Genomic DNA, 14,320 nt, shown 5'->3' with positions numbered 1-14,320 from the left:
CGGACCGGTGCGAACCTTGGTAGCCCCGAAGGGGCGGCGCTAACCTGATCGAGTCGCACCGTTGGGGCGAAAGACCGACTCCCAGGGCTTTTCTCAGGGTCGGAATGCGATGCCCCGTCGGGGCGTGAGAGGCCTCATGACTCACTCGGAGGTTGCCGCGGTGCGCAATGCTTCTGCCAGCAAACAGTGTTCGGTCCATTCGCTTTTTCTGAATCAGCACCTCGCGTTTTGAGCAGGCCACTGATTACATTGAGCCAATAGCGTCAATGCATGATCGGACAGGGATTGGTTCACCGGCATGCATTTAAAAGCAGTGACCATCGAGCTTGCGACGAGGATCATGGAAACCAATTCATCCCTTTACGGCCTCAACTCACAAGCAGAGATCGATTCGCCTTGGGATGCTCGACTCCTGTTCGAGCGTTCACCCGCGGGCGTTTATTTGGCCCAGGAAGGGCGACTTTGTTACGCGAATCCTGCGATGGGTGACCTGCTCGGACGCAACTCCGAAACCATCACCGACGAATCACTCCTCAGCTTCATTCATCCGGACGATCGAGACACCATCCAACAGAATTGGAATCAAACGCCCGGCCATGGCGAATCGATTCGCTTTCTAACTCGAATGGTCCGGACGGATGGAAGCGTCGCGTCGGTCGAAGTGATGGAATCACGTCTGGACGACGAACTTTTTCTGAATGAATGCTGTGGTCCAGTCCGGGTCGGCGTGATGATCGATGTCACCGACGCTCGAGAAGCGGACATTGAAATCCAGGAGCGGCTTAGCTTCGAACAGCTCCTCGCGAATCTATCGGCTGGGTTCGTCAATTTGCCTTGTGACCAGGTTCACAGTCGGATCAATACGAGCTTGGAAGCGTTGGTTCAGTTTTTAGGAAATGATCGGAGCACGCTTGTCGAGTTTGGTGATGACGATGAGCAAGTGATGGTTTCACATTCATATGCAGTACCCGGATGCGATCCGTTTAAAATTGGACCGTTTCAAGTCGCAAAGTTGCCCTGGTTCATCAACCAATTCCGCAGTGGTCATCTCGTCTTTGTTCGATGTATCCCAGAAGACTTGCCTCCCGACGCTGAGAACGAACGAGTTCACTGTCAACAACAAGGAGTGATTTCGAATGTCACCATCCCACTCAAAGCGGGTGGAGAATTACTGGGTGGTTTGACATTCGCTTTCATGAAGCGGAGATGTGAGTGGCCACGCGAAATTGTCTCCCGACTTGAGGTGATTGGAGGTGTGTTTGCCAATGCACTTCTACGTTACCGAAACGATCAATTGCTTCAAAAAACCATCTCCGAAAATCAACGGCTTCGCCAACAACTGGAACAGGACAATCTCTATCTTCGCGAGCAGGCCGTTCTCAAACATCGTCACGGTCGAATCGTCGGTCATAGCGATGCCATCACCAAGGTGCTCGCCAATGTGGAACGTGTTGCAACCACCGACGCACCGGTCTTGTTGACTGGCGAGACGGGGACGGGCAAAGAGTTATTGGCGCAAACGATTCATGACTTGAGCGACCGCAAGAACCGGCCGATGGTGGTGGTGAACTGCGCTTCTCTACCAGCGACGTTGATCGAAAGTGAATTGTTTGGCCGCGCGGCTGGGGCTTACACGGGTGCCGCGTCGGCTGCGGTCGGACGATTTGAGCTGGCCGACGGCTCGACCTTGTTTCTCGATGAGATCGGCGAATTCCCCATGGAGCTGCAAGCGAAGCTACTGCGAGTCTTGCAGGACGGACGCTTCGAACGACTGGGGACGGCCAAGACGCTTTCGGTCGATGTTCGAATCATTGCCGCGACCAACCGCAACCTGGAAGAAGCAATTCAAAAGAACCTCTTCCGATCGGACCTGTTCTATCGGTTGAACGTCTTTCCTATCCACGTTCCGCCACTGCGTGACCGCCGCGATGACATCCCTCCACTCACATGGGCATTCGTGGAAGCATTCGGTCAACGAATGGGCAAACAGATCAAAAGCATTCCCCGAAGAACGATGCAGCAATTGCAAGACCATGACTGGCCCGGCAACATCCGAGAACTGAGCAACACGATCGAACGAGCGATGATTCTGACGGTCGGCGACAACCTGCAAGTGGACATGTTGACGACCTCCCAAAATTCCACCAACCGCCAACGGACGCTCAAAGAAGTCGAACGTGATCAGATTCTGTTTGTGCTTGAGAAAACAGGTTGGCGGATTCGCGGCAAGGGTGGCGCCGCAGAGCGATTGGACATCAAACCAACAACTCTGGAAGCCCGAATGGCAAAACATGGAATCAAGCGTCCAACCCAATAGACTTCATGGCGTTTCGAGATGGATTCGCGATCGAGATTAGCGAAAGGAAACCCTCGTGAATCATGAAGATCCTGGGCGAGCCTCCAATATATTGGTGAAACTCCATGAGATTCGCTTCCAATTGGATGTCATCTCTTTCTCTCTGATTTCGCTAAACCGCTGACGCTGCAGCACTTGCTTGCTTTCTGACAGGCAAACCAGAACGCCGGAACGATGGTTGCTATTTGAGCAGCCAGGAGCAGCGGCTCAATCATCCATGGGCTGTCGGTCCGACGTGTTGGAAAGTGACGGACGCGATGTAGGAAAGTCATATGCTCCAAGTGGTATTGCGAGTGGTGGCACCTCCGGACAAACGCAATGAGATCCTTCAGGTCTTGGCATGTTTGTCAGGTCCCACCGAGGTAGCAAAAGGGTGTCGGCTCTGTCGTGTGCTTTGCGATGCCAGCGATGACGACGTGATCACTTACTGGATGCAATGGGAATCACGCGAAGACCTGGAAACTCATCTTCGTTCGCAGCGGTTTCAAAAGATCTTGCCTTACATCGAGCTGTCTTTGGAACCGCCGGAAGTGGATGTCAGCAACTTGCACAGCGTGGGCGGGATTGAGTTCGTTGTGTCGGCGATTCACTCGCCGCACGTGGAAGAACATCGTGAAATATCCATACCGATGAGGAAAGAACATGAGGGTTGAACAGGTGAAATCGCTGGCGATCGCACTTCTGTCTGTGACATGGTGCGCCCTGTTGTGCGTGCCATCGGTGTCCGCCGATCAGGAAACCGACGAGGCGAAGCTTCGTGAGGACATCGACGCGTATGTCCAAGCATTCAACCAGGGCGATGCGAAAGCACTGGCGGCGATGTGGTCGCCCGAAGCCGTGTATACCAATCCATTGTCTGGAGAGCAGGTCGTTGGTCGCGATGCCATTGAAAAGCAATTCGCCGCGATCTTTTCCGAGAACCAAGACACGAAGTTGGCAGCGACAACCGAACGGATCCAGTTCATCTCGCCGGGTGTCGCCTTAGAAAACGGCACGGCGATCGTGAGCCGTCCAGGAGAAGCCCCTGAGGAAACGGCCTATCAAGCGGTCTATGTCAAACAAGACGGTGCGTGGTTGCTGGACCGCGTTAGCGAAGAAGTGGTCGCAATCCCTTGCGCGAATCACCTGGCGAAACTGGAGTGGTTGATTGGCGTTTGGATCGATGAGGACGACAACGCTCGGATCGAATCAAACTATCGGTGGACCAAAAATCGAGCGTTCATCACTCAACTGTTTTCGATCACGGTCGGTGACCGAGTCGAGCATTCGGGAATGCAAATCATTGGGTGGGATGCGGCTTCGGAAAGCATTCGATCGTGGGTGTTTGATTCCGACGGTGGCTTTGGCGAAGGCGTGTGGAGCCAACACGACAACGCTTGGCATATTCGCACCAAGGGAACTTTGACCGACGGAAGCAAAACCAGTTCGACCCATGTCATGACTTCCATCAACGAAAACCTGTTCACTTGGCAATCGATTGATCGAATGGTGGACGGCGAGTTGCAGCCGAATGTTGATGAGGTCGTGGTGGCCAAGCAGGTGGGGACAAATCCATGATGCCCCGTAACGTTGCCACGACGGATGATCGTGATCTGGTGTCGATGCCTTGCGAATTAGGCGCCAATCATCTCCCGACAACTCTCTTACCAACCAACTTTGTCACAACCAACCATTTTGCCAAAGGGAAGATTCTGATGAAACGCGCATGCTTGTTCATCGCTATAGTCGCGGTTTGCCTTTGGGGTGCTGCTGATGCTCTCGCTCGCGGTGGCCGGGGAGGAGGTCGTGCAGGAGGCGGGTTTTCTCGCGGCGGTGGAGGCTTCAGTGGTGGTGGCGGATATCGCGGTGGCGGTTTCTCACCCTCGATCAGTCGCACACCCTCGGTCAGCCGTCCTTCGATGCCGAGCTATTCGCGTCCCGCACCACGCCCCAGCGTCCCACGGACCAGCACGCCACGACCAGGTGTATCGTCCCCTGGCATCAGCACACGTCCCAGCGTTTCGCGACCCTCATCCGGACTCTCACGTCCTTCTTCGCCCAGTGGTTCACGTCCTAGTGTAGGAACGCTTCCAAGTGCAGGCTCACGTCCCGGATCTGGCTCGCGCCCCGGTGCCGCCACGCGTCCCAATCAAGGTGGAAGGCCCAATCAAGGTGGGCGTCCCAGTGCTGGCGACGTTCGAGACTTTCTTGATTTACCGTCCACTGGTGGCGCGCGGCCCAGCCAACTGCCATCATCAGCGCGGGACAACTTCGGCCGCGGTATCGCTGGCGGCGTGGCTGGCGGAATCGCAGGAAGCGTCGCAGGTGATTTTCTTCGTGACTCAGGATCGCGACCAAGCACACTGCCAGCCGAACGTCCAGGCATCGGCAATCGTCCCGGTGCCGGAGATCGTCCTGGTATGGGAGAGCGGCCGGGCATTGGCGATCGGCCACTTGCTGGCAATCGACCGGAACGAATCGAAAATCGAGGTGACCGGCAAGAGATCCGCCAGGAGCGGCGCGATGAGATTCGCGACCAGATCGACGATACGCCCATCCGCGATTTTTGGTCGGATCATCCGCTCTGGGGTGCCTGGGCAATCTCGCGTCCGTTTCGTTGGGCTGCGTGGGGCGGGGTCACGGGTTGGGTCGATTATGGATGGGTCGAACCGATTTACTACAACTACGGCGAGAACATCTATTACCAAGACGGGATGGTCTACAGCGATGGTGAAGTGATCGCCACGGAAGAGCAATACGCTCAACAAGCCGAAGCTATCATCGCCAGTGCGCCGGAGGTGGATGCCGCTGCGACAGAAAACGCCGCCGAAGAATCGGATTGGATGCCACTGGGTGTCTTTGCGGTGACACCGGACGGGCAAGAGTCGGGACCAGAACCCACACTGTTTTTGCAGTTGGTGCTCAGCAAGCAGGGAATCCTTTCAGGAACGCTGAATGACGAAACCACCGACACGACTCAGACCATTGAAGGCATGGTGGACAAGGAGTCACAGCGTTCCGCCTGGAACGTGGTGGGGAAGACTCGTCCGATCATGGAAACGGGCATCGTCAACCTGACCAAGGACACCGCACCGGTGCTGGTTCACTTTGCCGACGGCACGACTCAGCAATGGCTGCTGGTGCGGTTGGACGACCCTCAAAGCGAAGACGCCCTTCCGGGCCAATCGGAATAACGGAGTGAATCAATGCTGCGAATGAGAAGGAAGATCCGAGCCATGATGGTGCGAACCCTGTTTCTAGTAACGTGTGCTTTGGTCTCGGGATGTTCCGAGTCACCAGAAGAGAGCGTCCCGGTGCGCCCAGTTCGCACGATCCAGGTCGGGGACCTGAACGTTATCAGCGGTCGTCAGTTTCCCGGTCGTGCATCCGCGAAGAACGATGTTGAACTTTCGTTCGATGTTTCGGGACCACTTGTGTCGCTCCCCGTGGACGTGGGCTCGGTCGTCAAAAAAGGCGATGTGATCGCCGCGATTGATCCCCGGGATTTTGAGACGACGTTGGCCAGCAACCAAGCCAACTTGGATCGTGCCAAAGCAAACTTGTCGGCGATGCAACGTGGCGCTCGAACCGAGGAACTCGCGCAGATGGAAGCGGAGCTCGTTCAGGCAGAAGCCTCGTACGAACAAGCGGTGGCCGAACACGATCGCAGCGAAAGGTTGCTGAAAAGTGGTGCCGTCTCGCAATCCGATTTTGACATCACACTCGCTCGTAAAAAACGCACCAAAGCGGAAATCGATGATGTCAAGGAAGCCTTGAAAATCGGTTTGGCTGGCGCTCGCGAAGAAGACATCGAAGCCAAGCGTGCGGAAATTCGAGCCTTGGAAGCCGCCGTGGAAGCGGCGAAAAATCAGCTCGACGATGCGACGTTGGTGGCACCGTTTGACGGCGAGGTTTCCGCCCGCTTCGTGGACAACTTTCAGCGAGTCCAAGTCAAGCAACCGGTCGTTCGAATGGTCGACATCTCCGAAATCGAAATCACGGTTCAAGTTCCCGAATCACTCATCGGCATTGTGCCGCAGGTGAAAGAAGTGGCGTGCCGCTTCGACGCCCTGGGGGATCGCGACTTCATTGGCAAGGTCACCAAGATCGGTCGAGAAGCCTCTCAAACCACTCGGACTTATCCCGTCACGGTTCAGGTCAGCCAACCAGAAGACGCCAAAATTCTGCCTGGCATGGCTGCCACCGTTCGAAACCATGCCAAATCAGACGACCAGCCAGAAACCCTGGATTTGATCGTTCCGCCGAGTTCGGTGTTCACCGCACCCGAGAGCGATGAGCAAACCTTTGTCTGGGTGTATGAGGAAGGCAATGGAATCGTCGTCCGCCGCGAGGTCTCCGTGGGCGATCTGACACCGGTCGGAATCCGGATCGTCGAGGGACTCAAGGCTGGCGAGCGAGTGGTCACTTCGGGAGTGAATTCACTGAATGAAGGACAAGAGGTCAAGTTGCTAGGCACCTAGAGGTGACTCAAACAACTGCGACGCAAAACAACGGATGGGACCTTTGTTCCACGCCTGAAAGACCAGTCACGTAAAATTCTTTCCTTGAGGTTGATGACAGGATTGATGAATCTGGCAGAGATATCCATCGAGAAACGCGCGATCACTTACTTCGGCATTGCGCTGATCGTATTGGGTGGCATCTTCTGCTACTTCCAACTCGGTCAATTGGAGGACCCTGAGTTCTCTGTCAAAACGGCTGCGATCACGACAACGTATCCAGGCGCCAGCGCGGAGCAGGTGGAATTGGAGGTGACCGACCGATTGGAAACGAAGCTCCAAGAAATGACGGAGCTGAAGAACATCTATTCCAATTCACGAGCCGGCCTCTCCATCATCAAGGTGGACATCAAGAGCAACTATTGGTCGGAACGTTTGCCGCAGGTGTGGGATGTGCTGCGGAAGAAAGTGGCCGACATCGAACCCACGCTCCCGCCTGGCGCCGGAAAGCCCCAAATCGGCGATGACTTTGGCTATGTGTTTGGTTTTCTGTTGGCCGTCAGCAGCGATGGCTTCAGCTATGCCGAACTGGAAAACCATGTCAAGCAAATGCGGAAAGAACTGAGCGTCGTCCAAGGCGTCGCTCGCGTCGATTTGTGGGGCGTCCAAGACAAGCGAATTTACCTGGATGTGTCCTCGGCCCAGTTGGCGGAACTGAACCTGACTCCGGCACAACTGATTCGAACGCTGCAGTCGCAGAACATGGTCGTTGACGCAGGGCACGTCGACTACCAAACACAGCGACTGCGCGTGGCACCAACCGGCGCCTTCCGCACACCAGAAGAGATCGGCGAACTCGCGGTCACCAGTGTCGTCGACGGCCAAAACGAAATCATCCGCATTCGCGATATCGCGACGGTGAATGTCGGCTACGTCGACCCACCCAGCCACATGCTTCGGCACAACGGACGACAATCGATCGGCCTGGCGATTGCTCCTGCGTCAGGCGAGAACGTGGTCGAAGTTGGCCAGCGTATCGATGACCGGATCAACGAACTCTTGGCTGAGTTACCGGTCGGCATCGACGTCGAACGCATCTCATGGCAATCCGACCAGGTTAGCGAATCGATTCGAGCCTTCATGGTCAGTTTGATCGAAGCGGTCGCGATTGTTCTGGCTCTGCTGGCTCTGACGATGGGCATTCGGCCCGGAATCATCATCGGTATCAGTGGTTTGGTGTTCCCGATTCTGGGGACCTTCATTGTGATGTCGATCCTCGGAATTGATCTGCACCGGATCTCGCTCGGTGCCTTGATCATCGCGATGGGAATGATGGTCGACAATGCGATCGTGGTGACCGACGGCATCATGGTGAGGATCTCGCAGGGCATGGATCGCAAGCAGGCGGCCATCGAAGCGGCCAGTGCGCCCGCCATCCCGTTGTTGGGAGCGACCGTGGTCGCCTTCATGGCATTCTTTCCCATTTTCGCATCGACCTACGACACCGGTGAATATGCCGGCAGCCTGTTCACGGTCGTTGCCATTTCGCTGCTATTGAGTTGGGTGTTTTGCCAAACGATCGCGCCGCTGCTCTGCATGGCAATGTTGCCGAGCCCAAAAGCCGGACAGCCATCGGCGGATCCCTACCAAAGCGGACTCTATCAGAAATTCCGTCGATTGCTGGGCTTCACGATTCGGTATCGGATCCTGTTCTTGGGCAGCATGGTCGGATTGCTGGCTGTATCCATGTTTGGATTTCGATGGGTGCCACAATTGTATTTCCCCGACTCCAGTCGTTTGCAGGTGATGATCGACTATTGGGCTCCAGAAGGAACTCGCATTCAGCAAACCGATGCAAATCTACAGCGGATCGAGGAATACGTTTCTGACCATGACGCCACCACTTCGGTCAGTGCATTCATTGGCAAAGGCCCGCCACGGTTTTATCTGCCGGTCAGTGCAGAAGACCCCTATACCTCCTACGCCCAACTGATCGTCAACACAAACTCGCTTGACGGCGTGAACCAACTGGTCGCAGATGCCGACGCCTGGGTGAAAGAAAATTGTCCCGAAGCGATGGTTCGGGTTCGCAAGTATGCGGTCGGGGCGTTTGACGATTGGAAAATCGAAGCTCGTTTCAGTGGTCCCGCCAATGCGGATCCTGACACACTGAGAAGCCTGGCCGAACAAGGTGCCGAAATTCTCCGAGAGACACCGCTGGCCAAGGAAGTGCGTGTCAATTGGCGCGAACGGGTTCAGGCTCTGGCTCCCCAATACAATCAGGAACGCGCCCGCTGGGCAGGTGTCTCACGTGACGATCTGGCTCGCGTGATGAAGCGTTCATCCGATGGAGTCGTCGTCGGTCAGTACCGCCAAGAGGATGACCTGATTCCAATTGTTGCGCGGAACGTGGAATCGGAGCGAGAACGCGCTGCAACATCACTGGACGAACTGCAAGTCACCCCCAAGCTCTCACCCAACGCGGTGCCGGTCTCACAAGTCATCGACGGTATCGAAGTCCCCTGGGAGGATCCGATCATCTGGCGTTGGGACCGCCGCCGAGCGATCACCGTCCAGTGTTCTCCCAACAATGTGACGGCTCCGACACTCCGCAATGCGGTGTTGGAAAAGTTTGATGCGCTCGAACTGCCGCCGGGTTACCGATTGGATTGGGACGGGGAGTACTGGAGTGCGAAGCAGTCCCAGGAAGCACTGACACCTGGCATCGTGCCCGCCGTCGTCGTCATGCTGTTCATCTTGGTGGCATTGTTTAACAGTTTCCGTCCCATGCTGATCTGCATTGGCGTGATCCCATTCGTGATGATTGGGATCACCAGCGGCATGCTGCTGACTCAGACACCCTTTGGATTCATCGCTTTGTTGGGTGCGATGAGTTTGTCGGGAATGATGATCAAGAATGTCGTGGTTCTGCTGGATGAGGTGAACGCGAATCTTGGTCGTGGGCTGACTCCCTACAACGCAGTTGTCGAAGCGGCAGTCACTCGATTGAGTCCCGTCATCAATGCGGCGGGGACAACCGTGCTGGGCGTTTTGCCAATGCTACAAGACGTCTTTTGGGTGGCTCTCGCGGTGACGATCTTCTTTGGTCTGATCGTTGGAGCGATGTTGACAATGGTGATGGTGCCGACACTCTACGCGCTGCTCTACGGAATTTCCCCTGAAGACACTTCCCAGGAATCGGCTTGATCCGCGCTCGACGTCCGGAAGGGACCGAATCAAAAATGGTTGCACACTTACAACAACTGCTACGCCACACCCGTGTCGAACAAATTGTCGGCGATGTGATTCGCTTGCGAGCCACAGGTGTTGCACTTGGCGATATGGCAGAAGTCGAAAACACCGATGGTGAAGTCTCTCTCGCGCGTGTGATTGGGTTGGATCAAAACCTGGTCAGCTTGCAAGTGTTTGCCGGCGGCAAGGGACTCTCGACAGATGCCACCGTCCGTTTTCTCGGACGACAGCTGGACGTGGTTTACTCACCGAACATCCTCGGCCGAATCTTTCGCGGGTCGGGCGAGCCGATGGATGGTGGCCCTGATTTGTCGGGGGACCCGCATGTGAAGGTCGGTGGTCCGACAGTCAATCCTGTCATGCGCGTGATGCCGACCAAGATGATCGAAACCCGCGTGCCGATGATCGACCTGTTCAACTGTTTGGTCGAGAGCCAAAAGATTCCGATCTTCTCAGTCGCGGGCGAGCCTCACAACAATCTGCTGGCCAGGATCGGCTTTCAGGCGGATGCTGATGTGCTGGTGTTCGGCGGTTTGGGACTGATCTTTGACGACTACCACTTCTTTCGAACGGCGTTTGAAGAACATGGCGTGTTCGGCCGCACCGTGATGTTTGTCAATCAAGCATCCGATCCGTTGGTCGAGCGATTGTTGGTCGCCGACATGGCGTTGACGGTGGCCGAAAAATTCGCGGTGGAAGAGAACAAACGCGTGCTGGTGTTGTTGACTGACATGACCGCTTACGCCGATGCCATGAAAGAAATCGGTGTCGCTCAAGAACGCATCCCAGCAGTCCGTGGGTACATGGGCGATTTGTACACACAACTCGCTCAACGTTACGAGAAAGCGTGTGACTTCAAAGGTGCTGGTTCGGTCACCATTTTGACGGTGACCACGATGCCCGGCGACGATGTCACTCACCCCGTCCCCGACAACACCGGTTACATCACCGAGGGGCAGTTCTACTTGCACGGTGGCATCCTCGATCCCTTCGGTTCGCTATCGCGGTTGAAGCAACATGTCATCGGCAAATCAACACGCGAAGATCATTCGCAGATCATGAACACAATGATCCGCTTCTATTCCGAGGCTGCCGAAGCTCAGCGAAAACAGGCGATGGCATTCGGGTTGTCATCCTTTGATGAGAAGCTGTTGAAGTATGGCGATCTGTTCCGTGAGCGATTCATGGACATCAGTGTTTCGATGGGCGTGACCGAAGCCCTCGACCTTTGCTGGAAGACGCTTGCCGAGTGTTTTGATCCACAGGAGTTGTTGATGAAACAACATCTGATCGACAAGTACTTTCCCAAGCTCACCGTTCCATCACAAGCCAGCGAGGAATAGAGCGGGATGGCCAAACTGCGACTCAGCAAGAATTCACTTCAGCAACAGCAACAGCAATTGAAGCTGTACACGAAGCTGCTGCCGTCCCTGGATTTGAAGCGTCGCCAGCTCACCGTCGAAGCCCAGAAAGCGCAGTCTGAACTCGAAACCGCGATTGCAACTGCGGAAGAACTTGAGACGCGGATCGGGCAAGAGTTACCAATGCTCGCGGATGAGCAATTGGATCTCAGTGGCCTGGTAAAAATGAAAGGTTACCAAGTCGGCGAACAAAACGTCGTGGGCACCCGACTGCCGATCCTGGATCAAATCGAATTTGTTGTCGCCGACTATTCGCGTCTCTCGACTCCGGCATGGATCGACATTCTGGTTCAGCGACTCAAGGATGCTGCCGAAGCTCGGGTTCGCTCAAAGATCGCCGAACAGCGTGTGCAGATCCTTCGCCAAGCGGTCCGCAGAATCACGCAACGCGTCAACCTGTTCGACAAAGTGCTGATCCCAACGGCCAAGGAAAACATCCAACGCATTCAAATCTACTTGGGCGATGCCGAACGTGCCGCCGTGATCACGTCGAAATTGGCAAAGCTCAAGCAACAACAAGCGGCCGATGGCTGGGACAACGAGGGAACAGATCCATGAGCATCGTCCCTCTGGAACGGGCCACCTTTGTCGGGTTGAGCAGCGAAAAAGAACCATGGCTCGATGACCTGCATCGATTTGGTAGTTTGGAAATCATTCCACTCGGTGGTGACGGGCATGTCGCTGTTGGTGGACCATCGAGCCAATCTCGTGAAGCGTTGAAGTTTCTGCTGACCGCACCGCAACGACGTCGTCAAGTGCGTGACCGCAGCCAGTTCGACGCGACGGAAGTCGAGCAGCGGGCTTTGCAACTGCAGGCCCAGATTCAGTCTCTCGAGTCAGAACGAGATGATCTGTTGCTCCGGTTGGAAGCCAGCAAACCGTTTGGTGATTTTACTTTCGCATCTCCTGAGCAGATGAACGGTTTGCGACTGTGGTTTTACATGGTCCCGCACAAGGACCTGACCAAGCTGCCGCCCAACCAGGACCTGACAACCGCCCGGGAAGTGGTCGGGCGTGATCATCGATGCTGTTATCTGGTGGTGGTCTCAGCGGAGGAGCCACAGGGCATGCCGGTACCACGCGAAAAGATCGGTTCACGCTCACCCCATGAATTGCGACAGCGATTGGAAGAGGTGGAACTGGCGATCGAGGACGCACAAGCCGAACGGGCGTATCTGACGCGGTGGTGTTTGTTGCTGGCGCGCAGTCTGGCAATGTTAGAAGACGCAGCGGCTCGAGCGGGCGCTGCAATGCAAACCTCAGACTTGGATCCCGTCTTTGCGATGGAAGCTTGGGTCCCCGCCGAAAAAATGGACGAGCTGACTGACTTGGCGGACCAGCGTGGCATTGTGTTCGAGCACCGGCCGCCGACACCCAACGAAGATCCGCCCACGCTGATGCGGAATGAAACTCGGTTGGAAGCGGGCGAAGATCTCGTCAATTTCTACATGACGCCTGGCTATTGGACGTGGGACCCGTCGTCAATCGTGTTGATCTCCTTCGCCATCTTTTTCGCGATGATTCTGGCCGACGCCGGTTACGGGATGTTGCTGGGCGTTGCGTTGTTGTTCTTCTGGAAAAAGCTCGGCCGACCCGCGACGGGTGATGTGATGTTGACCTCCGCCGAAGACATCGAGCAGGGGCAACCGAACCCGCAACGCACGGCCGGCCAACGTTTTCGGCCCATGCTGGCTCTGATCGTGTTGCTCTCCGTGGTGTATGGGGTGTTGGTGGGCAGCTACTTCGGAATCACTCCACCCCCGGAATCGTTGCTTGGCCGGTTGCAGTTGTTGGACATGAATAACTCACAACTGATGATGGGCGTGGCTGTTTTGGTCGGCGGGTTGCATGTGATCTTGGCCAATATCATGGACGCACGACGCTATGACGATTGGCAGGATGGACTGGCTTCATGGGGTTGGGCGGCTGCGGTTGCCGGCGGTCTATTGGCTGGTGCCGGGGCTGCGATTCCCGCTGTCCAACCGCTGAAAATCATCGGCGGTGCTGCGGGAATCATCGGGTTGCTGATGGTGGTGGCCTTCACAGCCCGACATGAGAAGCCATTGCGTCGACTCCTAAGTGGTCTGCTTGGCCTGACCAAAATCTCCGCCGCGTTTGGAGACGTGCTCAGTTACCTGCGGTTGTTTGCGCTCGGCTTGGCATCGGCGTCACTCGCAGCGGCCTTCAATGACATGGCCGCGGACATTCATGGTGGTTTGCCAAGAATCGGATTGTTGTTTGCATTGCTGGTTTTGTTATTCGGGCACGCGCTGAATCTTCTGCTGGGAGTGTCCAGTGGTGTGATTCACGGTTTGCGGCTCAATGTCATCGAATTTTTTAACTGGGGTTTGAAAGACGATGGTCGTCGATTCACCCCTTTTCGGCGAAAGGAAGGTTCCACATGGAATTGACAGCGATCACGTTGGGGTGGATCGGGCTTTATGCGCCGCTCGCACTGGGTGCGGTAGGCAGCATGATTGGCTGTCTACGCGGTGGCATGGCTGCGTGTGGCGCGATGCTCGAAGTTGAGAGTGGTTACGGTCGCTATGTCGGCGTTGCAGCGATGCCCTCGTCCCAAACCATTTACGGGATCGTCGTCACGATGGCTTTGCCTGCGGCGATCTCACCAGAGAACTCGCCCGGCATGTTTGCCTTGGGAGCGTTGTCCGGCGTCGCCCTGATGGTCAGCGCCTTGGCCCAAGGTTCAGCATGTGCCGCAGCAATCAATTCCTCCAAAAGCAAACCAGAAGTGTTTGGGATTTCACTGGCTCCAGCAGCCTTGATTGAAGGCTTCGCAGTGTTCGCGTTTGTATTCGCGCTCGTACTGGCAGGTCGATTGCCGTCTTAAGTCA

General features: G+C 55.8%; 10 protein-coding genes. All 10 read left to right on the top strand.

What is annotated here, in order from left to right:
• Positions 1-298 precede the first annotated feature (298 nt).
• The 10 genes from LOC70_RS03530 (at position 299) to LOC70_RS03485 (ending at position 14,316) form a co-directional block, all read left to right on the top strand.
• Positions 299-2,317, top strand: coding sequence for a sigma 54-interacting transcriptional regulator (locus tag LOC70_RS03530; protein ID WP_230251860.1), 2,019 nt, complete (start codon positions 299-301; stop codon positions 2,315-2,317).
• 311 nt (positions 2,318-2,628) lie between these two features.
• Positions 2,629-3,009 (top strand): putative quinol monooxygenase, encoded by a 381-nt coding sequence (locus LOC70_RS03525; protein WP_230251859.1) that lies wholly within the window; start codon positions 2,629-2,631, stop codon positions 3,007-3,009.
• Positions 2,999-3,913 (top strand): YybH family protein, encoded by a 915-nt coding sequence (locus LOC70_RS03520; protein WP_230251858.1) that lies wholly within the window; start codon positions 2,999-3,001, stop codon positions 3,911-3,913. Before LOC70_RS03525 ends, LOC70_RS03520 begins: the two co-directional genes overlap by 11 nt.
• 137 nt (positions 3,914-4,050) lie before the next feature.
• Positions 4,051-5,529 carry a hypothetical protein gene (locus tag LOC70_RS03515; RefSeq protein WP_230251857.1) on the top strand — a complete coding sequence of 493 codons (1,479 nt, stop codon included), beginning with the start codon at positions 4,051-4,053 and terminating at the stop codon, positions 5,527-5,529.
• 21 nt (positions 5,530-5,550) lie between these two features.
• The gene (locus LOC70_RS03510) at positions 5,551-6,816 is read left to right on the top strand and encodes an efflux RND transporter periplasmic adaptor subunit (RefSeq protein ID WP_230251856.1); all 1,266 of its coding nucleotides are present in this window, start codon (positions 5,551-5,553) and stop codon (positions 6,814-6,816) included.
• A gap of 105 nt (positions 6,817-6,921) precedes the next feature.
• Positions 6,922-10,002, top strand: a complete 3,081-nt coding sequence (locus LOC70_RS03505; protein ID WP_230251854.1) for an efflux RND transporter permease subunit — start codon at positions 6,922-6,924, stop codon at positions 10,000-10,002.
• A gap of 35 nt (positions 10,003-10,037) precedes the next feature.
• Positions 10,038-11,390, top strand: coding sequence for a V-type ATP synthase subunit B (locus LOC70_RS03500; protein ID WP_230251852.1), 1,353 nt, complete (start codon positions 10,038-10,040; stop codon positions 11,388-11,390).
• A gap of 6 nt (positions 11,391-11,396) precedes the next feature.
• A complete protein-coding gene (locus tag LOC70_RS03495; RefSeq protein ID WP_230251850.1) occupies positions 11,397-12,026 on the top strand; it encodes a V-type ATP synthase subunit D in 630 nt (209 codons plus the stop codon).
• Positions 12,023-13,879, top strand: a complete 1,857-nt coding sequence (locus LOC70_RS03490; RefSeq protein WP_230251848.1) for a V-type ATP synthase subunit I — start codon at positions 12,023-12,025, stop codon at positions 13,877-13,879. The genes LOC70_RS03495 and LOC70_RS03490 overlap by 4 nt, the downstream gene beginning before the upstream one ends.
• Positions 13,870-14,316, top strand: coding sequence for an ATP synthase subunit C (locus LOC70_RS03485; RefSeq protein ID WP_230251846.1), 447 nt, complete (start codon positions 13,870-13,872; stop codon positions 14,314-14,316). Before LOC70_RS03490 ends, LOC70_RS03485 begins: the two co-directional genes overlap by 10 nt.
• Positions 14,317-14,320: the final 4 nt, after the last annotated feature.

Source organism: Rhodopirellula halodulae (assembly GCF_020966775.1).
In the GTDB taxonomy this organism is placed as follows: domain Bacteria; phylum Planctomycetota; class Planctomycetia; order Pirellulales; family Pirellulaceae; genus Rhodopirellula; species Rhodopirellula halodulae.
Note: the sequence above shows the minus strand (reverse complement) of the source record. Positions and strands in the feature narration are given on the sequence as shown.